Genomic DNA, 24,344 nt, shown 5'->3' with positions numbered 1-24,344 from the left:
CGGTCACTTCTTGTCGGGGCCGTCGCCGCGGCGGCGCAGGTAGCGCTCGAACGCCTGGGCGATGGCGTCACCGGAGGCATCGGGCGAGTCCCAGGTGTCGCGAGTCCGCTCCAGCTGGTGGATGTACTCGGTCATGTCCTCGTCCTCGGCCGCGGCGGCGTCGATGGACGCCTCCCACGCCGCGGCCGCCGTGCGCAGGTGCTCGCGGGCGGGACCCACGCCGGTGAGCTCCTCGAGCCGATCCAGCAGCGCCAGGGTCGCCTTGGGCGAGGGGGCGGCGGTCGCGACGTAGTGCGGCACGCTGGCCCACAGGCTCGCGGAGGGGATCTCGGCGCGCTCGGCGAAGTGCTCGAACACGCTCAGGATGCCCACCGGCCCCTCATAGGTGGACTTGTCCAGGCCGTGCGCAGCGCGCACCCGCTCGTTCTGGCTCGACGCGAAGATCGAGATGGGACGGGTGTGCGGCACATCCGAGAGCATCGCCCCGAGAGTGACCAGGCCCGTCACATCGTCGCGCAGTGCCACGTCGATGAACTCCGTGGCGAACGCCTGCCACGCCCGCGCCGGCTCCGAACCGGTGAGCAGCCACAGCTCCGGGCCCTCGGCCGTGCTCGTGGGGCGCCACAGCGTGGCCTCCGGCCAGTGCAGCTCGCGGCGCCCGGAGGCATCCATCCGGGATGAGGGACGGGTGTACTGATAGTCGAAGTACAGCTCGGGATCGACGGAGTGCACGGCCTCGTAGCTCCCCGCGTCGCGCAGCGCGCCGATGGCGCCGCTGGCCGCCTCGCCGGCGTCGTTCCAGCCGTCGAACGCGGCGACGATGATGCGTGAGCCGAGAGCGTCCACCGTTCTCCCTCCTGTCATCCGGGGCCTGCACCCCCGGAAGTGTCCCTCCAGGCTAGTCGCCCGGCATCAGCCCTGGGCCGGCTCCCGGCTAGCATGGGTTCAGTGAGCAACAAGCCCAGCGCAGTCCTGTGGGACATGGACGGAACCCTCGTCGACACCGAGCCGTACTGGATGGACGCCGAGACCGTCCTGGTCGAGTCGTTCGGCGGCACCTGGACCCACGAGGACGCGCTCCAGCTGGTCGGGAACGGCCTGCACGACAGCGCCCTCATCCTGCAGAGGTACGGCGTCGACATGGAGGCGGACGCCATCGTCCAGCACCTCACGGATGCCGTCGCAGGCCGCCTCCGCGCCGACGGGGTCCCGTTCCGGCACGGCGCGCGCGAACTGCTCGCAGACCTGCGCGCCAACGGCATCCCCACGGCCCTGGTGACCATGTCCCTGCGCCGCATGGCGCTCGACGTCGTCTCGCTGATCGACTTCGACGCCTTCGACCTCGTGGTCGCCGGCGATGACGTCGCCCGCCCCAAGCCCTTCCCCGACCCGTACCTGCGAGCCGCCGAGCTGCTGGAGATCGACATCACCGATGCCGTCGTGATCGAGGACTCCGGCACCGGAGTCGCGGCAGGTCGGGCATCCGGAGCGGTGACCCTGGGCGTGCCGCACATCGTCTCCCTGGACGGCTCGGACGCGCACGAACTGTGGCCGACGCTCGCGGGACGCACGTCCGCCGACATCCGCGACCTCGCCGGCCGCCACGCCAAGGAGAACGCATGAGCGCCAATCGACCCCGCGGGCCGTTCCGAGAGGGCGACCGCGTGCAACTGACCGGGCCGAAGGGGCGGATGCACACCATCACGCTGCGCGCGGACGGGGAGCTGCACACCCACCACGGAGTGCTCAAGCACACCCAGTTGATCGGTCAGCCGGACGGCTCCGTCGTGACCAACAGCGGCGGACACGACTACCTGGCCCTGCGGCCGCTGCTGCGGGACTTCGCGATGTCGATGCCCCGCGGCGCTGCGATCGTGTACCCGAAGGACTCGGCGCAGATCGTCATGCAGGCCGACATCTTCCCGGGCGCCGTCGTCGTCGAGGCCGGCGTCGGCTCCGGCGCCCTCTCGCTCGCCCTGCTTCGGGCCATCGGCCACGAGGGCAGGCTGACCTCGTTCGAGCGGCGCGAGGACTTCGCGGAGGTGGCGCGCGCGAACGTCGAGACATTCTTCGGCGAGACGCCCGACACCTGGAGCGTCGTGGTCGGCGACCTGGGGGAGGAGCTGCCCGCGCAGTTCGAGGACGGCACGGTCGATCGCGTCGTGCTGGACATGCTCGCACCCTGGGAGTGCATGGACGTCGTCGCCGATGCCCTCGCGCCCGGCGGCGTGGTGATCTGCTACGTCGCCACGGCCACGCAGCTGTCGCGCGTCGCGGAGTACATCCGCGGCACGGGACTGTTCACGGATCCGGATGCCTCCGAGACCATGGTCCGCGGATGGCACGTCGAGGGGCTGGCCGTCCGACCCGACCACCGCATGGTCGCGCACACCGGGTTCCTGCTGACCGCGCGGCGCCTGGCGCCGGGTGCGGTTCCTCCCGAGGTGAAGCGCCGTGCCTCCAAATCCAGCTACGGCGACGAGGACGTGGAGCTGTGGACCCCCGGCGCGGTCGGTGACCGCGAGATCACCGACAAGAACCTGCGCAAGCGGGTGCGCGAGGCGCAGAAGGCCGCGAACGGCGCGCGCACCGCCGCCGCATCGCGCGAGGGCGACAGCGCTTCGGAATAGACTGGGGCGCGTGCGTAAAACGACCGCTGCCGTCTCGGCCCTCGCCCTGTCCGCTCTCGTCCTGACGGGCTGCTCGACCGCGCCGGGATCCGGCGCCGCCGGTTGCGAGCGCAGCGAGTCCGCCGCGCTCTCGATGGCCGTCAAGGCGACCGGTGACATCGGCTCCGCGAAGGTGAGCCTGACAGCGCCGATGCCGACGTCGAAGGTGGTCTACGACGACCTCGTGGTGGGCGACGGCGCGGTCGTGCGCGAGAAGACCCAGGACGTGGTCGGCTCCATCACCCTGCTGAACGGCGCCACCGGTCAGATGATCGACAGCGGCGCGGGCGTGTGGTCCCCGAAGACGCTCAGCGAGCAGTTCGGCGGTATCGGCGCGGCGCTGCAGTGCGCGACGAACGGCTCCCGGGTCGCGTTCGCGGTCCCTGCGAAGGACCTTCCCGAGGGCATGGCAGCCCAGGTCGGCCTGGGCCCCGACGAGAGCATCGTGGGCACCATCGACATCCAGGAGGTGCTGCGGCCGAAGGCGCAGGGCCGCGACGTCTTCAACGACGCGCAGGGCATCCCGTCGGTGGTGCGCGCGCCCAGCGGGCAGCCGGGCATCATCGTCCCCGACGGCGCGGCGCCGAAGAAGCTCGTGACCGAGACCCTCATCGAGGGCGACGGCGCGAAGGTCGGCAAGGGCCTGGCGATGTTCCAGTACACGGCGGTGAAGTGGTCGACCCGTGCCGTGACGGGTTCCTCGTGGGAGAAGGGCGTCGTGTACGACACCTCCACCCTCCCGCCGCAGGTGATGACGCAGGTCGCGAAGGCGACCGTGGGGAGCCAGATTCTCGTGGTCGACCCCGAGAAGACCGGCGACGACGCCATCGTCTACGTCGTCGACGTGCTGGGAATCGTCCCGCCGGAGCTGGTCCGGGGATGACGCCGGCCCAGATCCCCGCGGAGGAGCGGCTGACGAATCTCGTCGTGGCGCTGATGGCCACGGAGATCGGCCTGACCAAGCAGCAGATCCTCGACAACGTCTCCGGGTACCGTCAGCGCGTCGAAGCCGGTGCGAAGCCCGATTCGCTGGAGAAGATGTTCGAGCGCGACAAGGACGAGCTGCGCGCGCTCGGCATGCCCGTGGAGACGATCGGCGATCCGGCTGATCCTCAGGACATGCGCGAGGCCCGCTACCGGATTCCGCAGGCCGACTACGACCTGCCCTCCGACATCGAGTTCACGGACGCGGAGCTCGCGGTGCTGCGCCTCGCCGGCAGCGTGTGGAGCAGCGAATCCGTCTCCGCCGATGCCCAGGCCGGCGTCCGCAAGATCCGGGCGCTCGGCATCGACGGGGACGAGCCGATCATCGGTTTCGCGCCGCGCATCGCCGTGCAGGATGCTGCCTTCCCCGCCCTGCAGGAGGGCATCGAACGCAACCGCGTGGTGGTCTTCGACTACCTGAAGCCCGGTGAGGACGCACCCACGCGCCGCCGCATCCGTCCGCTGGTCCAGGTCGAGTACGAGTCGCGCTGGCACCTGTACGGGTTCGACGTGGATGCCGACGGTGAGCGCACCTTCCTGCTCAGCCGCATCGTCAGCGATGTGAAGGTCACGGGCCAGGGCTTCGACCCCGTCGCGCGCGACGGGGCTGCGGAGCGAGCGCTCGCGGGTCTCGCGGAGGTGGCCGCATCGCAGCAGGCCCTGCTCGAGATCACCCCGGGGACCGAGGCCGCCCTGCGGCTCGGGCGCCGAGGAGTTCCCGCAGTCCAGGGCATCCGGGTGCCCTACGTCGACCGGCACATCTTCGCCGACGAGCTGGCCACCTACGGACCCGAGGTGCGGGTGGTGGAGCCGGCCGATCTCCGCGACAGCGTGATCCAGCGCCTGCACGCGATCGTCGACGCGCACGCCGCCGAAGCGACCGCCGGAGAGGGGAGTGCCGAATGAGCTCCGCACCGCTTCTGGCCGCGGACCGCGTGCGCCTCTACCTCACGCTCGTCCCGTACCTGCTCGAGCGCGGCCAGGTCACGCTCGACGAGGCCGCGGCCGAGTTCGGCGTGACCGCCGCGCAGATGCGCGCCATGGTCGAGAAGCTCACCGTGATCGGCCTGCCGGGCGACTCCGGGTACTGGCAGCTCCCGCAGGAGATGTTCGACATCGACTGGGACCTGCTCGACGAGCACGACATCATCGAGATCACGCACGACGTGGCCTTCCGCCGGGTTCCCCGGTTCACCGCCCGGGAGGCGGCGGCGCTGCTCGCCGGCCTCCAGCTCGTCGCCGCGGTGCCCGCCGTGGCAGACTCCGGACTGGTCAGCGGCCTGATCGCCAAGCTCTCCCGGGGCTCCGCCGACGCTCCTCCCGATCTGCTCATCGCGCCGGTGGAGGTCACCGAGGTTCAGCAGGTCGTCTCGCGCGCGCTGCACGACGGCGTGGCCGTGGCGTTCCGGTATCAGGCCCCGGATGCCGAGCCCACGACGCGCACGGTCGACCCGCGTCAGATCCTGATCACGAACGGGCAGTGGTATCTGCAGGGATGGTGTCATCTGCGGCAGGCGATGCGCACCTTCCATCTCGATCGCGTCAGCGATGCGCATCTGACCGAGATCCCGATCACCCACGGTGACGCGCCCGTGCCTGCGGAGTTCGGCGGAGGCGGCGACGTCTCGGACCACGTCACAGTGCGGCTGCCCGAGCGGATGCTGCCGCTGCTGGGCGCCTTCCCGTACGAGGAGATCGACCGGGCCGACGCCGTCGTCACCGTACGGATGAGCATGGCGGACCCCCGTGGGATCAAGCGGATCGCCGGACGATTCGGGGGTGCGCTGGAGGTGCTCGACCCGCCCATCGCGCGGTGCGCGACACGCGAATGGGCATCCGCCGCACTCGACCTCTATACGGTGCCCGAGGCCTCTTCGGCACAGGTAGACTGAACGGAATCCGACCCACCAAGAGGAGAAATCCATGGGTAATCTTTTCGCAGGCCCGCACCTGTGGATCATTCTGATCATCATCCTTCTTCTGTTCGGCGCGGCGAAGCTGCCGGCGCTGGCGAAGAGCCTGGGACAGTCCGCACGCGTGTTCAAGGGCGAGATGAAGGCGATGAAGGACGACGACGCTCCGGAGGCCGGCGCCGACGGCCCGACCGCGACGTCGACCGGTACTGCAGCCCCGGCGGCTGAGCGTCCTGCTGACCAGGACACACCGCCCCGCGCCTCGTAGGTCGTGACAGAACTGAGCGTCGACGCGCCTTCTTCCGAGGGGAGCCACGATCGACGGATGTCGCTGGGCGAGCACCTCAGGGAGGCTCGTCGGCGCCTGATCATCGCGGTGATCGCGCTGGTCGTCGGCATGGTGATCGCCGCGATCCTCACCGAACCGGTGCTCAAGCTGATGGCGTGGCCGATCAACGAGATCAATGCGCTGCGCGGCAAGGACTTCGCCGCGCTGATGTTCACGAAGATCTCGTCGGGATTCAACCTCCGCCTGCGGATGTCCCTCGCCATCGGCCTGCTGCTGTCCGCACCGATCTGGCTGTGGCAGATCTGGGCGTTCATCGTGCCCGGGCTCACGAAGAAGGAGATCAAGTACACGGTCGGGTTCGTCCTCGCTGCGATCCCGCTCTTCTTCGCCGGCGGCGCGGTCGCGATCTGGGTGGCGCCGCACGTGATCGAGGTGATGTCGGGATTCGTGCCGGGCATCGGCAAGAACTTCCTCGACGCCGAGTACTACTACGACTTCATCCTCAAGTTCATCCTGGTGATCGGCATCTCGTTCGTGCTCCCGGTGTTCATGGTGGCGCTGAACCTCGCCGGTGTGATCACCGGCAGGGGACTGCTGAAGGGATGGCGGATCGCGGTGCTCGTCGCCTCGGTCTTCGCCGCCATCGCGACGCCGGCGGCCGACATCGGATCGATGTTCCTGGTCGGCGGCATCCTGATCGTGCTGTACTTCGCCGCGGCCGGAGTGTCGCTCCTCTTCGACCGTCGTAAGCGGAAGAAGCGCATCGCGGACGGTCTCGATCCGGACGCAGCCGCCGCATGAGCTCGCCGGCTGAGCGCTACGCATCCGCACAGACGGCGGCGCAGCATCCTCAGACGCGGCAGTTCGCCGCCGCACAGCGCTTCGCACTGGATCCCTTCCAGCTCGACGCCTGCCAGGCGCTCGAGCGCGGGCGGAGCGTGCTCGTCGCCGCACCCACGGGAGCGGGAAAGACGATCGTCGGCGAGTTCGCGATCCACCTGGCGATGCAGACTGCGGGGGACAAGGCGTTCTACACGACGCCGATGAAGGCGCTCTCCAATCAGAAGTTCCGTGAACTGGTCGACGTCTACGGCGCCGACGAGGTGGGGCTGCTCACCGGCGACACGAACATCAACGGCAACGCGCGCATCGTGGTGATGACCACCGAGGTGCTGCGCAACATGCTGTACGCCGGCTCGGACTCGCTCCGGGGCCTGCGCTACGTGGTGATGGACGAGGTGCACTACCTCGCCGACCGATTCCGCGGACCGGTCTGGGAGGAGGTCATCCTGCACCTTCCGCAGGAGGTGCGCCTGATCTCGCTCAGCGCCACCGTCTCCAACGCCGAGGAGTTCGGCGACTGGCTCGACACCGTGCGCGGAGACACCGACGTGATCGTCTCCGAGATCCGGCCCGTGCCGCTGGAGCAGCACGTGCTGGTCCGCGACGACCTGCTGCCGCTGTTCGACGACCGCGCAGGCGTTGCGACCGCGCAGGTGAACCAGGAGCTGTTCCGCATCCGCTCGTTCACCGGCTCCCGGTACGAGAGCAACCGCAGCGCGCAGGAGTACCGCAGCGATCGCCATGCCGGACGGCAGGCGAAGCGACCTCCGCGAGGCGGGAAGCGGCCCGTCCGCTCTGCCAACATGCGGCGCATCGAGCGGATGGACCGTCCGGACGTCGTGCGGCTGCTGGAGCGGTCGAACCTGCTCCCCGCCATCTTCTTCATCTTCAGCAGGGTCGGCTGCGACGCCGCCGTGCAGCAGGTGCGCCGGGCGGGGATCCGCCTCACCACGCAGGAGGAGCGCACCGAGATCCGCGAGATCGTCAACGAGCGCACGCGGTCGCTGCAGGACGAGGATCTCGACGTCCTGGGCTTCTGGGAATGGCGCGACGACCTCGAGCGCGGCGTCGCGTCGCACCACGCCGGCCTTCTCCCGGCGTTCAAGGAGGTCGTCGAGGAGCTGTTCCAGCGCAAGCTCGTGAAGGCGGTCTTCGCCACCGAGACCCTGGCCCTCGGCATCAACATGCCCGCACGCACCGTCGTGCTCGAGAAGATGGAGAAGTTCAACGGCGAGGCCCGTGTCGCCATCACCTCCGGCGAGTACACGCAGCTGACCGGACGAGCGGGCCGTCGCGGGATCGACGTCGAGGGCCATGCCGTCGTGCAGTGGACCGAGGGCATGGACCCCCAGGCCGTCGCGGCGCTGGCGTCCCGCCGCACCTACCCGCTCAACTCCAGCTTCCGCCCCACGTACAACATGGCGGTGAACCTCATCGACCGGTTCGGGCGCTCCCGCGCCCGCGAGATCCTGGAGTCGTCGTTCGCCCAGTTCCAGGCGGACCGAGCGGTGGTCGGGCTGGCCCGCAAGGTGAAGGACGCCGAGGAGTCGCTGGCGGGCTATCAGAAGGCCATGCAGTGCGAGCACGGCGACTTCCTGGAGTACGCGGCCATCCGGCGCGAGCTCAGCGACCTGGAGAAGAAGAATCGCCGTGACGCCGCCGGCCCCCGTGCGGCACGGGAGAAGCGGATGCGCCAGATCCAGGCTCTCCGCACTCGCATGCAGCGGCATGCGTGCCACGGATGCCCCGACCGTGAGGCGCACGCACGCTGGGCGGAGCGCTACTTCAGCCTGAAGCGCGAAACCGACCGCATCCGCCGCCAGATCGAGACCCGAACCGGCACGGTCGCGCGCACCTTCGACCGCGTCATCGACGTGCTCCGGGTCGTGGACTACGTGGAGGGCGACGGAGACGACCTCTCGCTGACCGATGCCGGGCGCACCATGAAGCGGATCTACGGTGAGCGGGATCTGCTCGTGGCCGAGGCGCTCCGTCAGGGTCTCTGGCGCAGCCTGGACGCGCCGTCGCTCGCGGCGATGGCGAGCTGCCTGGTCTACGAGCCGCGACGCGACGAGCAGAACGCGGGGGAGCGGGGCCTGCCCCGCGGCGCGTTCCGCATCGCCTACGACGCCACCGTGCGGCTGTGGGCCGAGCTCGACGACATCGAGCACGACTACTCCCTCCCGCGCACCGAGCCGCTCGCGCCGGGCCTGGCTGCCGCAATGCACTCCTGGGCGCGCGGGGGCTCGCTGGACCGCGTGCTGATCGACGCCGACATGGCAGCGGGGGACTTCGTGCGCTGGGCGAAGCAGACCATCGACCTGCTGGATCAGCTCTCCATCGTCGCCGACGACGGTGACCTCGCGTCCACCGCGCGACGCGCGCTGGACGGCGTGCGTCGCGGCATCGTCGCCTACGCAGGAGTGTGACGGTGGGAAGGACTCGCCCCGCGGCATCCGTGCGCCCGTTCGTGCCGCTGTGGCTCGCGGTCTGGCTCGCCGCGATCGCCGGGTTGCTGATGAGCGTCTCGTTCCCCTCTCTGGCGATCTGGCCCCTCGCGCTGGTCGCGGTCGCGCTTCTGATCGTCTGCCTCGACGGGCGCCGTCTCTGGCCGGCGCTTCTCGTCACCGGCGTGTACGGCCTCGTCTTCTACTCGATGCTGGTCGGCTGGGTGGCACGGTATCTCGGCCCGGTTCCCTGGGTCGCCCTGGCCGTCGTGGAGGGCGTGCTGACGGCCGTGGCCCTGCTGCCGATCGCGCTCGCGTACCGCTGGATGCCGCGTGCCTGGCCGCGCAGCCGCCCGGTCCTGCTTCCCGCGGTCGTGGCGGCCCTGTGGACCGTGCAGGAGCTGTTCATCGGCAACTGGCCCTACGGCGGCTTCCCCTGGGCCCGCCTGGGCATGACGCAGGCCGAAGGGCCCTTCGCGCCCATCGCGTCCTGGGTCGGTGTGAGCGGGCTGAGCTTCCTCATGGTCTTCGTCGTCGCGCTGATCGTCGAGGTCGTCCGGGCGCGCGCCTGGCGGCGTCCTCTCGCACTCGTAACACCGGTCGTCACCGCGCTGGTGCTGCTGTTCCTGCCTGTGTTCCCGACGGCGCATTCGGGGACCATGCGCATCGCAGCCGTGCAGGGCAACGGACCGACCGGCTACTTCGACACCAGGGAGCAGTACAGCGTCATCGACGCGCAGATGGCCGCGACCGAGCCGCTGGAGGGCGAGAAGGCCGACCTGGTCGTCTGGCCGGAGGGCGGCGTCGACTACGACCCGTTCCAGGACGCCTCCACCGCTCGACGGCTCAACCGGGTCGTGTCATGGCTGGACGCGCCCCTGCTCGCCAACACGGCCACCGAGCGCGGCAAGGACATCTTCAACACCTCGTTCCTGTGGACGGAGGAGGGCACTGCCGCGCAGCTGCACGACAAACGGCATCCGGTGCCGTTCGGCGAGTACGTGCCGAACCGCGAGTTCTTCAATGCCCTCGCCCCGGACCTGATCGGTCTCCTGCAGCGGGAGTACACGCCGGGGACGAACCCTCCGCTGGTGAAGGTCGGCGACGTGGGTGTGGGGCTCGCGATCTGCTTCGACGTCATCTACGACGAGGTGATCCGGGAGGGTGTGCAGCGCGGCGCCCAGGTGCTCGTGCTCCAGACCAACAACGCCGACTTCCGGGGCACGGACGAGAACCTGCAGCAGCTGGCTTTCGCACGGATGCGGGCGATCGAGACCGGTCGCAGCGTGGTCAACATCTCGACCGTCGGCACGAGTCAGATCATGCGGCCGGACGGCAGCACGGTGGCGTCCCTGGACGCAGATGAGGCCGGAGCGCTGCTCGAGGATGTCGAACTGCGTTCCGGCCTCACGGCTGGTGTGCTGCTGGGCCCGTGGATCCAGCTCGCGCTGGTGATCGGGGGCCCGGTGGCACTGGTCGCCGCCGGCGTGATCGCTCGGCGGCGACGCTGAATCAGGCGCCGATGCGCTCGCGCGTCGGGTCGTCGCCGGCGCCGCGGCGGGCGCGCACGTAGGCGAGACGGTCGGCGAGGAGCTCTTCGAGCTCATCGCGGGTGCGACGCTCCAGGAGCATGTCCCAGTGCGTGCGCGCGGCCTTCTCGTCGTTCTCCTCGAGCTTCACGGATGCGCCGTCCACCTGCAGCAGCGCCTCGGCGCCGCAGCTGCGGCACTCCCAGGTCTGCGGCGGCTCGGCGTCTGCCGCGAACATCAGGGTCGTCTCGTGGCCGCACGTGTCGCACTTGTAGGTGGTGGCGCGCCGCTCCATGAACACGACGCCTTCTTCGCTCTGAAGGCTCTGGGCACCCAGCCGGATGCCGCGAAGGCTGCGATCTGCCATTGTGTGGTCCTCTCGTCGCTGTCAGGTATAACGGTCGCGCCTGTGCGCTTCATCCACAGCGGCGAGATCCCGGTCGAACTCACAGGGGAATCCCAGCGCCGACCGGCCTGCGACGGTCAGATCGTCTGGAGCGCGAGATCGGCGCGATCCGTGACGATCGCGTCCGCTCCGGCGGCGATCAGGCGCCGCATGTCGTCGGGGTCGTTGATCGTCCACACGTGCACTTCGGTGCCGCACGCGTGGGCCGCTCGCACGAGGGCCGGGGTGAACAGCCGGATGCCCAGATGGCGCTCGGGGATCTGCACCGCATCGATGTCGCGCAGCACCCGCGCGGGGGAGAGGCGCAGCCATGACAGCACCCTCAGCGCGAGGATGATCGAGCTCGCGCCGGAGGTGGCGGGCCGGATGCCGGCGCCGGCACGCATCGCGGATGCCAGCGCGGCGCGCCGATTGCGCTCGGAGAAGCTCGTGACGAGCACACGATGCGAATGAGGTGCGATCAGCGGACCGATCGGCTCGGCCGCGGCTTCGGTCTTGATGTCGATGTTGAACCGGGTATCGGGGAAGGCATCCAGCGCATCGCCGACCGTCATCAGCCCGCCGTGGGGTGCGAACAGTTGCGCGAGCTCGGCCGTGCGCACCTCCGACACCGCGCGCGGGTCGCCCGTGAGCCGCTCCAGCGTGTCGTCGTGGAACAGCACCACGTCGCCGTCCGCCGTCACCTGGCAGTCGGTCTCGATGTACTCGGCGCCGGCGGCGTGGGCCGCCGCGAAGGCGCCGGCCGTGTTCTCCCACAGCGACGAGTCCTCGCCGACCGCGGGGACCAATCCGCGGTGGGCGAGGACTCGGGGATGCCGGGAACCGGCGAAGTACGGGTGCGTCACGCGCCGGGCTGCGAGGCGTCCGACCCGCCGGGGCGGGGTGTGAACGCACTGCCGATGCCCTTGAGCGCCTCGGTGAGCTCGCTGGGGATGATCCACAGCTTGCTCGACGAGCTCTCGCTGATCTTGGGCAGCATCTGCAGGTACTGATACGCGAGCAGCTTGTCGTCTGGGCGACCCTCGTGGATGGACGCGAACACGTTCTGGATCGCCTCCGCCTCACCCTGAGCGCGCAGCACCGCAGCCTGCTTGTCTCCCTCTGCCTTGAGGATCGCGGCCTGCCGCTGACCCTCGGCCTCGAGGATCTGCGACTGCTTGGAGCCCTCAGCGGTCAGGATGGCCGCACGACGGTCGCGCTCGGCGCGCATCTGCTTCTCCATCGAGTCCTGGATGGACACGGGCGGGTCGATGGCCTTCAGCTCCACGCGCGAGACGCGGATGCCCCACTTGCCGGTCGCCTCGTCGAGCACGACGCGCAGCTGGCCGTTGATCTCGTCACGGCTGGTCAGCGCCTCTTCGAGGTTCAGGCCTCCGACGACGTTGCGGAGCGTGGTCGTGGTGAGCTGCTCGACCGCCCCCAGGTAGTTGGCGATCTCGTACGTCGCCGCCCTGGCATCCGTCACCTGGAAGTAGACGACGGTGTCGATCGAGACGACCAGGTTGTCCTCGGTGATCACGGGCTGCGGCGGGAACGAGACGACCTGTTCGCGCATGTCGATCAGCGGTCGCAGCCGGTCGATGAACGGCACCAGCAGGTTCAGACCGGGGTCGAGCGTCTTGTGGTACCGCCCCAGGCGCTCGACGATGCCGGCGGTCGCCTGGGGGATGATCCGGATGGATCGGGCGATCGTGACCAGCACGAAGATGATGACGGCGATCGCCAGTATCCAGGCGATCGTGGTGGGAATGAACGAGGAGTCGTCCATCAGTGCTCCTATTCGGTGACGGGGCGGACGATGGCGGTGGCGCCGTTGATCTCTGCGACAGCCACGCGGCTGCCCTGGATGATCGGTGTGCCGTCGAGACTGCGGGCGGTCCAGGTGTCTCCGTTGCTGAGCTTGACCTGCCCGGAGACGGCGGTGATGTCCTGCAGGGCGGTCCCGCGGAGATCGATGAGCGCGGCGACGTTCGACTTGGTGGGATCCTCGCCGCGACGCAGCCGGTGCAGCAGCGGCGGTCGGAGGAAGAAGATGAACAGGGCGGCGGCGGCGGCGGCGATGATGACCTGCGCCCAGATCGGCAGGCCGACGAGGTCGGAGACGAGCCCCAGCACGCTGCCGAAGGACAGCATCAGGAAGGTGAAGTCCAGGGTCATCATCTCGATGACCAGGAACAGGGCGATCAGCACCAGCCAGCCGATCCAGGCCCACTGCTCGATACCTGCGATGAAGTCCATGCGCCCCTCCTGCGGTCAACCTATCACGCGGGTGATCCCGCGGTGCGGCGGCGCCGCGTTGTAGGGTTGGGAGGTCGCCGACCCGGCGATATCCCGCGCATCACGAGGAGTCAGGAATGACCCAGGTTCTGCCCGCCGGATCCCTTCAGGGCAAGGTGGCGCTCGTCACCGGCTCGTCCCGGGGCATCGGCGCCGACACCGTCCGCTACTTCGCCGAGGCCGGCGCGGACGTCGTCATCAACTTCCGCAACAAGGCGCCGCGTGCCGAGAAGCTCGCCGCGGAGCTCCGGGAGCTGGGAGTGCGGGCACTGGTCGTGGGTGCCGATCTCACTGATCCGTCCTCCGTCGCGGAGATGTTCGACGCGGTGCGGGCGGAGTTCGGCAAGCTCGACATCCTCGTACTCAACGCCTCGGGCGGCATGGAGTCCGGCATGGGCGAGGACTACGCCCTCAAACTCAACCGCGACGCGCAGGTGAACGTGCTGCAGGCCGGCGAGCCGCTGCTGGGCGACGGATCGCGCGTCGTGTTTGTGACCAGCCATCAGGCGCACTTCATCCGCACGACCCCGACGATGCCCGAGTACGAACCGGTCGCGAAGTCCAAGCGCGCGGGTGAGGACGCACTGCGCGAGCTGATCCCCGGCCTCGCGGAGAAGGGCATCGGCTTCACCGTCGTCTCCGGCGACATGATCGAGGGCACCATCACCGCCACGCTCCTGAACCGTCTGAACCCCGGTGCGATCGCCGAGCGTCGCGAGTCCGCGGGCAAGCTCTACAACGTGTCGGAGTTCGCCGCGGAGGTCGCCCAGGCCGCTGTCGACCCCGTTCCCGCCGACAACACCCGTCTGGTCGGAGACACCTCGGACTTCGCGGCCGAGTGATCCGCTGAAACGAGGAAGGCCCCGTCCGATCGGACGGGGCCTTCCTCGTGCGCCGGGAAGATTCCTCAGGCGGTCTCCTCCGAGCGAAGGGCGTCGGCGATGAGCGCGGCATCCTTCTTCAGGGTGATGGAACGCACGATCTGCAGCACGCCGAGCACGACGAGCGAGATGCCGGCGAGCCACCACAGCATGACCGCGTACAGCGGCGACAGCAGCAGGATGACGCCCGCGACGATGCTGAGGATCGCGTAGACCACGGTCCAGACCCTCGAGCGGGAATCGCCCAGCAGCGACAGCGAGACGACGCCGTCGATGATCCAGGTGATACCGAGCATGATGCCGAAGAAGATCGCGAGCGTCGCCGTGAAGGCGAAGAGGTTGACGAACGCGAGGATGCCGCCGACGACGTAGAGCAGACCGAGGACGATGTGGCCGAGGCGCGACCAGCCGCCTCTGTCCTTGGTGAAGATGCCCGTGCCGATGTACACGAGACCCTGGATGATCAGGTACACGGCGAGGATGCCCGCGAAGAACATCGCGGTCTTGGTGGGGGAGACGAGGATGAAGATGCCGAGCACCAGCATGATCACGCCGGATACGGCCAGCGAGGTGCGCACGGCGGAGAAGAAGCTCTTCACTTCGGGGGAAGCGTCAGACACGATGATGTCCTTTCCTGGTGTCTCCTGAGAGTGGGAGATGGCGCCCAGCGTACTGGCTGCATGCGACGATCGGTGTGTGATTGATGATTCGACACGATCCGAGGACAGGCTGCGGGAGCTCGTCATCCTGCGCCGGGTGCGGGATCGCATCGATCGGGAGTACGCGAAGCCGCTCGACGTGGAGGCGCTGGCGCGCGGAGCGCACATGTCCTCCGGTCACCTGAGCCGCCGGTTCAAGCAGACCTTCGGCGAGTCCCCGTACTCCTATCTGATGACACGGCGGATCGAGCGGGCCATGGCGCTGCTGCGCCGCGGGGACCTGTCCGTCACCGAGGTGTGCTTCGAGGTCGGGTTCTCCTCGCTCGGCACGTTCAGCACGCGTTTCACCGAGCTGGTGGGCATGCCGCCGAGCACCTATCGCACGGAGCACGACCACGGCCCGGGCATCCCGTCGTGGCTGGAGAAGCAGGCGACCAGACCGATCAGGAATCGAGAAGCGCGGCCGTCGTCGCATCAGTAGCGTCGGTGACATGAACATCACCATCAACGCGAGCTTCCTCCCGCACACGGATGCCGAGGCCTCGCTGAGCTTCTATAGGGACGTGCTCGGGTTCGAGGTGCGCAAGGACGTCGGCGGGGGCCGGATGCGGTGGATCACCGTCGGTCCGGTCGAGCAGCCCGACACGGCGATCGTGCTGACTCCGCCCGCTGTCGACCCTGGGATCAATGACGACGAGCGCAGCACGATCCTCGAGCTCATGGCCAAGGGGAGCTTCGGCGGCATCGTCCTGGCGACCGGCGACGTCGACGAGGCGTTCGCGGCCATCGAGGCGAGGGGCGCCGACGTCGTGCAGGAGCCGATCGACCAGCCGTACGGCATCCGCGACTGCGCCTTCCGCGACCCGGCAGGCAATATGATCCGACTGCAGCAGATCGCCTGACCGCCACCCAGAAGGAGACGCCGATGGTCCACGCCGCCGACGCCCATGACAGCATCCGAGTCGAAGGGGCCCGCGAGAACAATCTGAAGGATGTCAGCGTCGTGCTCCCCAAGCGTCGCCTGACCGTGTTCACCGGCGTGTCCGGGTCGGGCAAGAGCTCGCTGGTCTTCGACACGATCGCCGCGGAGTCGCGACGGATGATCGACGAGACCTACAGCGCCTTCGTGCAGGGGTTCATGCCCTCGGTGCCGCGTCCCGACGTGGATGTGCTGGAGGGGCTGACGACCGCGATCATCGTCGACCAGGAACGGCTCGGAGCCAATCCCCGGTCGACCGTCGGCACCGTGACCGATGCCAATGCGATGCTGCGCATCCTGTTCTCCAAGCTCGGCAGGCCCTACATCGGCGGGCCCACCGCGTTCTCGTTCAACATCCCGACCCAGAAGGCCAGCGGGGTCATGACCGGACCGGGCGGCGAGAAGAAGATCGTGAAGGATGCGATCTATCTGGGCGGCATGTGCCCGCGGTGCGAGGGCAGGGGAGCGGTGTCGGACATCGATCTGGCACAGGTGGTCGACGAGTCGAAGTCGTTGGACGACGGAGCGATCATGGTCCCCGGCTACACGGCCGACGGGTGGATGGTCAAGCAGTTCGCGGGTTCGGGCTTCTACCCGTCCGACAAGCCCATCGCGTCGTTCACCGAGAAGCAGCGCCAGCTGTTCCTCTACGGCGAGGTGACCAAGGTCAAGATCAACGGGATCAACATCACCTATGAGGGGCTCATCCCGAAGATCACGAAGTCCATGCTCTCCAAGGACCTCGACGCGCTGCAGCCGCACATCCGGCGCTTCGTCGAGCAGGTCGCGACCTTCGCCACCTGTCCGGAGTGCGACGGCACCCGCCTCACCGAGGGAGCGCGGTCGTCGAAGATCGCCGGGGTGAGTATCGCGGACGCCTGCCGGATGCAGGTGACCGACCTCGCCGCCTGGGTGCGCGGACTGGATCTGGACGAGGCGGGCCCGCTGCTGACCGCCCTGAGCGCCAACCTGGACTCCTTCGTCGCCCTGGGTCTCGGATACCTGAGCCTGGATCGTCCGTCCGGGACGCTGAGCGGGGGAGAGGCGCAGCGCATCAAGCTGTTGCGTCACCTCGGATCGTCCCTCACCGATGTCACCTACGTGTTCGACGAGCCGACGATCGGGCTGCATCCGCACGACATCCAGCGCATGAACAACCTGCTTCGCGAACTCCGCGACAAGGGGAACACGGTGCTGGTCGTCGAGCACAAGCCCGAGACCATCGAGATCGCCGACCACGTCGTCGATCTCGGTCCCGGGGCGGGGGCGGGCGGTGGCGAGATCTGCTTCGAGGGCACGGTGGACGGGCTGCGGGCGAGCGGCACGCTGACGGGTCGTCACCTCGACGACCGGGCCTCGCTGAAGCCCTCCGTGCGCAGCGCGACGGGCGCGATCGAGGTGCGCGGTGCCACCGCGAACAACCTGCAGGATGTGGATGTCGACATCCCGACCGGGGTACTGACGGTCATCACGGGGGTCGCCGGCTCCGGCAAGAGCTCCCTCATCCACGGTTCGGTCTCGCCGCGGGAGGGAGTCGTCGCGATCGACCAGAGCGCGATCAGAGGCTCGCGACGCAGCAATCCGGCGACGTACACCGGCATGCTGGAACCCATCCGCAAGGCCTTCGCCAAGGCGAACGGGGTCAAGCCCGCGCTGTTCAGCGCGAACTCCGAGGGCGCCTGCCCGACCTGCAAGGGCGCCGGCGTGATCGTCACCGAGCTCGGGTTCATGGACACGATCGAGACGCCCTGCGAGGACTGCGGCGGCAAGCGCTTCCAGGCCACGGTGCTCGAGTACAAGCTCGGCGGCCTGGACATCACCGAGGTGCTGGAGCTGCCGGTGGCGAAGGCGCGCGAGTTCTTCACGGCCGCCGACACGAAGATCCCGGCGGTGGCGAGCGTCCTGGGGAGGCTGGAGGACGTCGGCCTGGGCTATCTCACGCTCGGCCAGCCGCTGTCGACGCTGTCCGGCGGTGAACGCCAGCGGGTCAAGCTGGCGATCCAGATGGGGGAGAAGGGGGACGTCTACGTCCTCGACGAGCCCACCACGGGCCTGCACCTCGCCGACGTGCAGCAGATCCTGGGTCTGCTGGACCGGCTGGTGGATGCGGGGAAGACCGTCATCGTCATCGAGCACCACCAGGCCGTCATGGCCCATGCCGACTGGATCATCGACATCGGTCCCGGTGCGGGTCATGACGGCGGACGCGTCGTCTTCGAGGGAACCCCCTCTGCCCTCGTCGCGGAGCGGGCGACGCTCACGGGGGAGCACCTCGCGGCGTACGTGGGCGCCTGACGAGGAGGGGACGGATGCCGGCATCCGTCCCCTCCCGATCACGGCGCGAGCCGGTGCATGTCCCTCGGGAAGAGCGCCGTCTCCCGGACGTTGCCCGCCTCGATGAGCCGGGCGACCCATCGCTCGAGTCCGATCGCGAAGCCGCCGTGCGGCGGGATTCCGTGCGCGAACGCAGGCAGGTACGCCGCGTAGTCGTCCGGGTCCTCGCCCCGCGCCCGGAGGGCGGAGACGTAGTCGGAGTGACGGTGCAGGCGCTGACCGCCGGTCACCAGTTCGAGACCGCGGAACAGCAGGTCGAAGCTGTTGCTCCAGCGCGGGTCGGACGGCTGCGGATGCGTGTAGAACGGACGCTTCGCCATCGGATACCCCTCGACCGCGAGGAAGTCGCTGCCGTGCTCGTCGCGCGCCCAGTGTCCCAGCTGCCGTTCGTGCTCCGGCGCGAGGTCGGGCTCGTCCTCCGGCGCGCCGACGAGGCTCAGCGCGTCGCGGAAGTGGATGACCGGGATGCTGTCGGGCACCACCGGGATCGCGGGCGACAGCACGTCGACCGCCTCCGGTGCATACGAGGTGATGGCCGACACCATGCCGGCGAGCACCTCGCGCAGGCAGGCGAGCACGTCGCGGTGGTCCTCGATGAACCCGAACTCGACATCCAGGGAGCGGTATTCGGCCAGGTGCCGCACGGTGTCGTGGGGCTCGGCGCGGAACACCGGGCCGATCTCGTAGACGCGCTCGAACACGCCGACGAGCTGCTGCTTGTAGAACTGGGGGCTCTGCGCCAGAAAGGCCGGGCGACCGAAGTAGTCCACCTCGAACACGTCCGCACCGGATTCGGTCGCCGACTCGACGAGCTTGGGGGAGTGCACCTCCCGGAACCCGGCGGCGTCCAGGGTCTCGCGGAAGCCGCGCAGGCTGGCGGCCGCGAGCTCCCAGGTCGCGCGGCGCGTGGCGTGACGCCACGTCACTGCGGCGTGGTCGAGGATGACGGGCAGCCCGGCCGTGAGTGTCGGGCGCCACAGCTCGACGGGCGGCGTCTCGGCCGGTTCGCCGAGCACCTCGATCCGCGGGGAGACGACCTCCGCTCCGCCCGGCGCCTGCGGGTTCGCCGCCACGGTTCCCGTGACTCGGACCACGGTCTCCTCCGGCGGCACGACGGCCGGATGCTCCGCATCGCGGTGCAGCACGACCTGGGCGAGGCCCGAGCGGTCGCGCAGCACCAGGAAGGTCACGGACGACAGGATGCGACGCCGATGGACATGACCCATCAGGGTCACTGTCGTCCCGGGTGCGGCGGTGCCGAGCTCAGTGGCGAGTGTACGGGGTGGTCTGCTCATCATTCCTCCAGGTGCATGGAGCCCTGGAGGTGTGGGCGGGGGCCAGATCGCGGTGCCACCACACCTTCGCCGGTGAATCGCCGGCCTCTCGTCGGTACGCCGTCACGCGCGGGAGCCGTCTGCCGGAGCTGATCCGGCGCGAGGGGCGTCACGCCTCACGTCTGCCAGGCAACACGTTAGCACCACCCGCGGAAAGGCCGACATCGTCGGCGAGCTGCTCGCTCGGTCGCGCCGAACGGCTAGCCTCGACGGCATGGCATCCGCTGATCAGCAGGACATCGACGCGCGCATCCAGACGTACTACGGCGAGGTCTTCGACGAGCACGCCCGGCTGACGACCCGGTCGGCGCAGGGGCCGCTGGAGTTCCAGCGCACGCAGGAGATCATCCGCGCTCATGTCCCGAGCGGGCGTGTGCTCGACATCGGCGGTGGCGCCGGGATCCACTCCAGAGCTCTCATGGACGCGGGCTACGAGGTGGAGATGATCGATCCTGTCCTTCGGCACGTCGAACAGGCGCAGGACGCGGGCGTGGTGGCCGCTGTGGGCGATGCGCGCGAGCTCGATCACCCGGATCATTCCTTCGACTCGGCGATCCTGTTGGGCCCGCTCTATCACCTCGCTTCCCGGGCGGATCGGATCAGGGCGCTCCGTGAGGCCGGTCGGGTGGTGCGTGCCGGGGGAGTCGTACTGGCCGCGGGACTTTCGCGATATGTCGCGTTCGGTGCTGCATCTCTCGGACGACCGGTGCCGACGCCGATTCCGGGGGAGTGGGCGGCTCTCATCGCCGACGGGACGCCGGGTTCGAAGCTGCGGTTCCCTGCCGGGCATTTCCACACCGCGGAGGAGCTCGATGAGGAGGTCGCGGATGCCGGACTGGACGTGCTCGAGGTGGTCGGAGTCGAGGGGCCCGCAGGGCTGTTCCTCGAGAGCGTCGAGGACGTGCATCCCGATGTCCGGGATGCCGCGCTCACCGTGGCACGGGCGGCATCCGCGATGCCCGGGATCCGTGACCAGAGCGCGCATCTGATCGCGGTCGCGCGGGTGCCCGCCTGACGCATGCCCTAGGGTCGAGCCATGAGGACGCGTTGGGGAGTGATCGCGGTCGGCTCTGTGCTGGTGGCCACGAGTATCGCAGGGTGCGCGTCAGGGCCCGGCGTGACGGGTTCCGCTCCGACATCAGAGGCGACCGTGGCTGCCCCCATCACGCCTGATCCCAGCTTCGTGCCGACGCCCGACCCGGCGGCGGATGCTCGTGCACAGGCGTGGATGGACAGCCTTCCGGTTCCTGCTGCCGCGAAGCGTGTGGAAGACAGTCCGAGTTCGTCGTTCAGCATGATCAGCACGGCGTGGCTGTGCCAGCCGACGATCGTGAAGGAGGCCTACTGGGTCGTCGACGGGACGAGCCTGCCCGAGACGACGAGGTGGATGTCCCAGCATCCGGCACCGGGGCTCTTCTCCAGCCTGTACGGCCCGATCTCCGATGACCAGACCTCTCCCGGCGCCATGACGAGCTTCGGGCTGACTCCGCAGGAGAACGACCCGTTCCAGGGCATCTTCGTCGTCATCGCGCAGACCGAGCACGGCTCGGCGATTCACGCCCAGGCGGGAACGTATCCGGAGTCGGCGGTGTGCCCGACCCCGGAACCGGGCACCACCTTCGGCGGTCTGGGCCAGGGCTGAGGCGTCAGCTCAGGGGAGTGGGCGCAGTCGGAAGATCAGGATGCCGAGGTAGGTGTTCATCCATGCGGCCTTGTGCGGGTACCGTTCGGCATCCGCGGGGGAGAGCTTCGGTTCCGGAGAGCCGACCGGAAGGTACGCGACCTGCCGATGTCGGAGCCCGCTGCTAGCCTCATCGAGTGATTTCAGCGGCGACCGCACTGGACCGAATCGTGAGCGCGATCGACGCCGAAGGGCTCGGCGCGTACGGCGTGCACGTGCTCATCGGCGACGACGAGGCGCAGCATCGCTGGCGCAGCGACGACCGCGTGAACATCTACTCCGTGTCCAAGGGGGTCAGCGCGCTGGCAGCGGGGATAGCCGCCGATGCCGGGATCCTCACGCTCGACACGCGCGTCGCGGAGCTCCTGCCCACGATGCAGCTCGGCGACGGCGTGGAGCACGTGACGCTACGGCATCTGCTCACGATGACGAGCGGCATCGACTTCGCATGGTTCGGCAGCCAGGAGGCGCCCTGGCCCGACATCGCACAGGAGATGCTCCGTCGTCCTTCGCTCGGGGCGGGCGAGGTCTATCAGTACTCCGATGCGAGCACCTACGTCGCCATGCGCATGCTCGGCGCCGTCGTCGGCGACGTGCGCGACTGGCTCATGCCGCGACTGTTCGAGCCGCTCGGGATTCACAACCCGCAATGGCATCGTTGCCCACTCGGCTGGATCATCGGCGGGACCGGCCTCGAGCTGCGGACCGAGGAGCTCGCCCGGATCGGCCGTGTGCTGCGCGACCGCGGTTCGTGGCGCGGGGATCAGCTGGTCGGTGCCGAGTGGATCGATGCGATGCACGCCGACTGGGTGCGCACGGGCTGGGACGGCGACTCGTCGCAGTACGGCATCGCCGTCTGGGCCGGTCCAGGCGACGGCTGGCGACTCGACGGTCTGTACGGCCAGTACGTGTACGTCGACCGTGCGCATGATGCGGTCGTCACCATCACAGCGCACGAGGAGACTCACGACCATCGGCTCGTGCAGATCGCGTCGACGGTGCTCGCGGGCTGAGTCGTCAGGGGCGCGACCGTGGAGCCCCTCTCGGCGCTCTGTCGGTCATCAGGTAATAACCGATAATGCACATTATGACAGTACACGTTTGACTGAAGGTGCCTATGCGAAGCACGCGTCGGTCCCCTGCTTCATGGCAGGGTGGGATCATGCGCGTCGCCGATCTGGAACTGCCCTTCGCCGTCACGGAGATGGGTCCGTCGGACGCGAGCCCCGTCATCGTGCTCCCGGGCGGTCCCTGTCGAGGCCCGGAGTATCTGGGCGACCTCGCAGGCCTGGACAGAACCCGTCGACTCGTCGTACTCCATCCGCGTGGAACGCCTCTGAGCGGCGGGCTCTCCCGTGGATGGTGGCAGGACGCCGACGATGTGGCGGCACTGGCAGACGCACTCGGACGCGACGCCGTCGACCTGATCGCCCACTCCGCTGGCACCCGGCTCGCTCTCGCTGCTGCGACCCGCCACTCGCATCTGGTCCGCTCTCTGACGCTGGTGACCCCTCCCGCGAGCTGGCTGACGGGCACCCCTCACGACGGCGCGTCGATCGCTCTCGACCGCACCGATCCCGCTGTCGCAGCGGCGCTCCGCGCGCTGGAGCAGGAGGATCCCGCCACCGACGACGCCTTTCGCCAGGCATTCCAGCGACAGGCTCCGGCGACGTACGCCCACTGGACCGAAGTCGAACGGGCTCATGCCCGCGTCGGCGCGGTCAGTCGGGCTGCAGCACTGGCGTGGTTCGATGACATCCCGGATGAAGCGGTGGAGCTCATCCGCGCTGCACCCATTCCCCCGACCCTCGTCATCGGTGGCCGTCTCGACTACCTCACGGGTGTCGGACCGGTGGCGGACTACGCCGCCGTCCTGGGCGCACGCCTCGCGATGATCGACGACTGCGGACACTACCCCTGGATCGAACAGCCGGAGGACTTCCTACGGGTCACCGATGACTGGCTGTCGCAGGTTGCCTCTCCCCCGTCAGAGTGGCCTGATCGGACGCTGAGTAGCGGATCGAGCTCCACTCCCCTGGCGTCGATGATCAGCCCGCCGTGTCCTCCCAACGCGTGGGCAGCCCGAGCACGGGGATGAGCCTCGCCGCGTAGGCCGCCCTCTCCTCCGGAGCGTGCCACGTCGCCTCGTGATGTCGGGTGTAGAGCTCGTCCTCCGCCCAGCGCGGAAAGACATGGATGTGCAGGTGCCAGACGTCCTGGTCGCCCGCCGGCTCGTTGTGCTGGCGCACCGACGTCCCCCGGCAGCCGTACGCCGCGCGCACGGCTCGAGCGGTGCTCTGCACCAGATCCCACACCGCGTGATTGACGGCCTGCGGCAGCTCGTACAGATTCTCGTGGTGTCCGCGTGGGATGACCAGCAGGCTGCCGGGGTTGCCGGGCCACCATTTCGGCGCCACCCGCGCGTACGCGAACGGCGTCACACCGACGATGTCCTCGGGACGGTTGTTCTCGTCGTACTCGCCGCGCTGGATGCGGCAGAACGGGCAGTCATAGCCCGGCGGCTCATGATTCCACATGTCTCGCATGTCTCTCTTTCCCCCCCGTCAGTGCGGATCAGCGCTCCAGGACGCTCTCCGCTGCAGCTCATCGCGGGCGTCAGACATCTCGCACGGTGAGGATCATGCGACCGTGCTCGGTGCGGGGGCCGGGCTCTCCGTCCTCACGGAATCCGAGCTTCTCCAGCACCCGCCGCGAGGCGAGGTTCCAGTCCCACACAGAAGCCCACAGTCGTCGATGGCCCAGCTCTCTCGCCCACTGGATCACCGCCTCGCCGGCCTCGGTCGCGTAGCCGTTCCCGTGCACGTCCCGGAGCAGCTCGAAGGCGATCTCGGGCTCGTCCTCCGCTCCCTTGCCTGCGAACACCAGGCCGGCGTAGCCGATCACGTCTCGCCCCTCCGCCCTCACGACCGTGAGCAGCAGTGAAATGGCTCCCGAAGTCCGGATGTCCTCCGCGATGTCGTCCGCAGTGGGTCTTCCGTGCCCGTCCAGCCTGCGATGCGCCGGCACCCGGGCATCCCGCTCGGTCCACAGCCGATGGAACACCTCGGCATCCGTCGGCTGCTGGTTCCGCAGCAGAAGTCGGCGGGTCCGCAGCATCC

General features: G+C 68.9%; 26 protein-coding genes. 17 read left to right on the top strand and 9 right to left on the bottom strand.

What is annotated here, in order from left to right:
• Positions 1 to 3 precede the first annotated feature (3 nt).
• Positions 4 to 846, bottom strand: coding sequence for a PAC2 family protein (locus ACTJJ4_RS02620; protein WP_440941888.1), 843 nt, complete (start codon positions 844 to 846; stop codon positions 4 to 6).
• Between the two features lie 93 nt (positions 847 to 939).
• Between ACTJJ4_RS02620 and ACTJJ4_RS02615 the strand changes: the two genes are divergently transcribed.
• From ACTJJ4_RS02615 to lnt, 9 genes are all read left to right on the top strand, one after another.
• Complete coding sequence (locus tag ACTJJ4_RS02615; RefSeq protein WP_292703190.1) at positions 940 to 1,623, top strand: HAD family hydrolase; 684 nt, start codon at positions 940 to 942, stop codon at positions 1,621 to 1,623.
• Positions 1,620 to 2,630 (top strand): tRNA (adenine-N1)-methyltransferase, encoded by a 1,011-nt coding sequence (locus tag ACTJJ4_RS02610; RefSeq protein WP_440941887.1) that lies wholly within the window; start codon positions 1,620 to 1,622, stop codon positions 2,628 to 2,630. Before ACTJJ4_RS02615 ends, ACTJJ4_RS02610 begins: the two co-directional genes overlap by 4 nt.
• Before the next feature lie 10 nt (positions 2,631 to 2,640).
• Positions 2,641 to 3,552: an FKBP-type peptidyl-prolyl cis-trans isomerase gene (locus tag ACTJJ4_RS02605; protein ID WP_440941886.1), complete on the top strand. Its 912-nt coding sequence runs from the start codon at positions 2,641 to 2,643 to the stop codon at positions 3,550 to 3,552.
• Positions 3,549 to 4,559, top strand: a complete 1,011-nt coding sequence (locus ACTJJ4_RS02600) for a helix-turn-helix transcriptional regulator (RefSeq protein ID WP_440941885.1) — start codon at positions 3,549 to 3,551, stop codon at positions 4,557 to 4,559. Before ACTJJ4_RS02605 ends, ACTJJ4_RS02600 begins: the two co-directional genes overlap by 4 nt.
• Positions 4,556 to 5,545 (top strand): helix-turn-helix transcriptional regulator, encoded by a 990-nt coding sequence (locus ACTJJ4_RS02595; protein ID WP_440941884.1) that lies wholly within the window; start codon positions 4,556 to 4,558, stop codon positions 5,543 to 5,545. The genes ACTJJ4_RS02600 and ACTJJ4_RS02595 overlap by 4 nt, the downstream gene beginning before the upstream one ends.
• 31 nt (positions 5,546 to 5,576) lie before the next feature.
• Positions 5,577 to 5,834, top strand: coding sequence for a twin-arginine translocase TatA/TatE family subunit (gene tatA / locus ACTJJ4_RS02590; protein ID WP_440941883.1), 258 nt, complete (start codon positions 5,577 to 5,579; stop codon positions 5,832 to 5,834).
• Between the two features lie 57 nt (positions 5,835 to 5,891).
• Positions 5,892 to 6,656 carry a twin-arginine translocase subunit TatC gene (tatC, locus tag ACTJJ4_RS02585; protein WP_440941882.1) on the top strand — a complete coding sequence of 255 codons (765 nt, stop codon included), beginning with the start codon at positions 5,892 to 5,894 and terminating at the stop codon, positions 6,654 to 6,656.
• Positions 6,653 to 9,127, top strand: a complete 2,475-nt coding sequence (locus tag ACTJJ4_RS02580; RefSeq protein WP_440941881.1) for a DEAD/DEAH box helicase — start codon at positions 6,653 to 6,655, stop codon at positions 9,125 to 9,127. The genes tatC and ACTJJ4_RS02580 overlap by 4 nt, the downstream gene beginning before the upstream one ends.
• A gap of 89 nt (positions 9,128 to 9,216) precedes the next feature.
• The gene (gene lnt, locus ACTJJ4_RS02575) at positions 9,217 to 10,656 is read left to right on the top strand and encodes an apolipoprotein N-acyltransferase (protein WP_440942810.1); all 1,440 of its coding nucleotides are present in this window, start codon (positions 9,217 to 9,219) and stop codon (positions 10,654 to 10,656) included.
• Position 10,657: 1 nt separating this feature from the next.
• Here lnt and ACTJJ4_RS02570 read toward each other — a convergent pair whose 3' ends face one another.
• From ACTJJ4_RS02570 to ACTJJ4_RS02555, 4 genes are all read right to left on the bottom strand, one after another.
• On the bottom strand, positions 10,658 to 11,041 hold the full coding sequence (locus tag ACTJJ4_RS02570; protein ID WP_285632291.1) for an RNA polymerase-binding protein RbpA: 384 nt from the start codon (positions 11,039 to 11,041) through the stop codon (positions 10,658 to 10,660).
• 116 nt (positions 11,042 to 11,157) lie between these two features.
• Entirely contained in the window at positions 11,158 to 11,925 is a 768-nt protein-coding gene (locus ACTJJ4_RS02565) for a glycerophosphodiester phosphodiesterase family protein (protein WP_440941880.1), read from the bottom strand.
• A complete protein-coding gene (locus ACTJJ4_RS02560; RefSeq protein ID WP_440941879.1) occupies positions 11,922 to 12,848 on the bottom strand; it encodes an SPFH domain-containing protein in 927 nt (308 codons plus the stop codon). Before ACTJJ4_RS02560 ends, ACTJJ4_RS02565 begins: the two co-directional genes overlap by 4 nt.
• Before the next feature lie 8 nt (positions 12,849 to 12,856).
• Positions 12,857 to 13,318 carry an NfeD family protein gene (locus tag ACTJJ4_RS02555; RefSeq protein ID WP_440941878.1) on the bottom strand — a complete coding sequence of 154 codons (462 nt, stop codon included), beginning with the start codon at positions 13,316 to 13,318 and terminating at the stop codon, positions 12,857 to 12,859.
• Positions 13,319 to 13,434: 116 nt separating this feature from the next.
• Between ACTJJ4_RS02555 and ACTJJ4_RS02550 the strand changes: the two genes are divergently transcribed.
• On the top strand, positions 13,435 to 14,199 hold the full coding sequence (locus ACTJJ4_RS02550; RefSeq protein ID WP_440941877.1) for an SDR family oxidoreductase: 765 nt from the start codon (positions 13,435 to 13,437) through the stop codon (positions 14,197 to 14,199).
• A gap of 65 nt (positions 14,200 to 14,264) precedes the next feature.
• On the opposite strand, the gene ACTJJ4_RS02545 is transcribed toward ACTJJ4_RS02550, so the two are convergent.
• The gene (locus tag ACTJJ4_RS02545; protein WP_440941876.1) at positions 14,265 to 14,858 is read right to left on the bottom strand and encodes an HdeD family acid-resistance protein; all 594 of its coding nucleotides are present in this window, start codon (positions 14,856 to 14,858) and stop codon (positions 14,265 to 14,267) included.
• Positions 14,859 to 14,934: 76 nt separating this feature from the next.
• On the opposite strand from ACTJJ4_RS02545, the gene ACTJJ4_RS02540 reads away from it, so the two are divergent.
• From ACTJJ4_RS02540 to ACTJJ4_RS02530, 3 genes are read left to right on the top strand one after another with little or no spacing between them, the layout of a single operon-like run.
• Positions 14,935 to 15,378 (top strand): helix-turn-helix domain-containing protein, encoded by a 444-nt coding sequence (locus tag ACTJJ4_RS02540; RefSeq protein ID WP_440941875.1) that lies wholly within the window; start codon positions 14,935 to 14,937, stop codon positions 15,376 to 15,378.
• Between the two features lie 10 nt (positions 15,379 to 15,388).
• Positions 15,389 to 15,799 carry a VOC family protein gene (locus ACTJJ4_RS02535; RefSeq protein ID WP_285632284.1) on the top strand — a complete coding sequence of 137 codons (411 nt, stop codon included), beginning with the start codon at positions 15,389 to 15,391 and terminating at the stop codon, positions 15,797 to 15,799.
• 23 nt (positions 15,800 to 15,822) lie between these two features.
• Positions 15,823 to 18,171, top strand: a complete 2,349-nt coding sequence (locus tag ACTJJ4_RS02530; protein WP_440941874.1) for an ATP-binding cassette domain-containing protein — start codon at positions 15,823 to 15,825, stop codon at positions 18,169 to 18,171.
• Between the two features lie 38 nt (positions 18,172 to 18,209).
• Here the strand turns inward: ACTJJ4_RS02530 and aspS are convergent, their stop codons facing one another.
• Positions 18,210 to 19,505, bottom strand: a complete 1,296-nt coding sequence (aspS, locus tag ACTJJ4_RS02525; protein ID WP_440941873.1) for an aspartate--tRNA(Asn) ligase — start codon at positions 19,503 to 19,505, stop codon at positions 18,210 to 18,212.
• A gap of 253 nt (positions 19,506 to 19,758) precedes the next feature.
• Between aspS and ACTJJ4_RS02520 the strand changes: the two genes are divergently transcribed.
• From ACTJJ4_RS02520 to ACTJJ4_RS02505, 4 genes are all read left to right on the top strand, one after another.
• A complete protein-coding gene (locus tag ACTJJ4_RS02520) occupies positions 19,759 to 20,559 on the top strand; it encodes a class I SAM-dependent methyltransferase (RefSeq protein ID WP_440941872.1) in 801 nt (266 codons plus the stop codon).
• 135 nt (positions 20,560 to 20,694) lie between these two features.
• Positions 20,695 to 21,186 (top strand): hypothetical protein, encoded by a 492-nt coding sequence (locus tag ACTJJ4_RS02515; protein WP_440941871.1) that lies wholly within the window; start codon positions 20,695 to 20,697, stop codon positions 21,184 to 21,186.
• 176 nt (positions 21,187 to 21,362) lie between these two features.
• On the top strand, positions 21,363 to 22,238 hold the full coding sequence (locus ACTJJ4_RS02510) for a serine hydrolase domain-containing protein (RefSeq protein ID WP_440941870.1): 876 nt from the start codon (positions 21,363 to 21,365) through the stop codon (positions 22,236 to 22,238).
• 149 nt (positions 22,239 to 22,387) lie between these two features.
• Entirely contained in the window at positions 22,388 to 23,323 is a 936-nt protein-coding gene (locus tag ACTJJ4_RS02505; protein WP_440941869.1) for an alpha/beta fold hydrolase, read from the top strand.
• Here ACTJJ4_RS02505 and ACTJJ4_RS02500 read toward each other — a convergent pair.
• Positions 23,274 to 23,771, bottom strand: coding sequence for an HIT family protein (locus ACTJJ4_RS02500; protein WP_440941868.1), 498 nt, complete (start codon positions 23,769 to 23,771; stop codon positions 23,274 to 23,276). The two genes, ACTJJ4_RS02505 and ACTJJ4_RS02500, sit on opposite strands and share 50 nt — an antisense overlap.
• Positions 23,772 to 23,841: 70 nt before the next feature.
• A complete protein-coding gene (locus ACTJJ4_RS02495; protein WP_440942809.1) occupies positions 23,842 to 24,342 on the bottom strand; it encodes a GNAT family N-acetyltransferase in 501 nt (166 codons plus the stop codon).
• Positions 24,343 to 24,344: the final 2 nt, after the last annotated feature.

The sequence above is a fragment of the Microbacterium sp. 22195 genome (genome assembly GCF_052056515.1).
Lineage (GTDB): Bacteria > Actinomycetota > Actinomycetes > Actinomycetales > Microbacteriaceae > Microbacterium.
The sequence above is the reverse complement of the archived record's forward strand: the minus strand, read 5'-3'. Positions and strand labels throughout refer to the sequence as shown.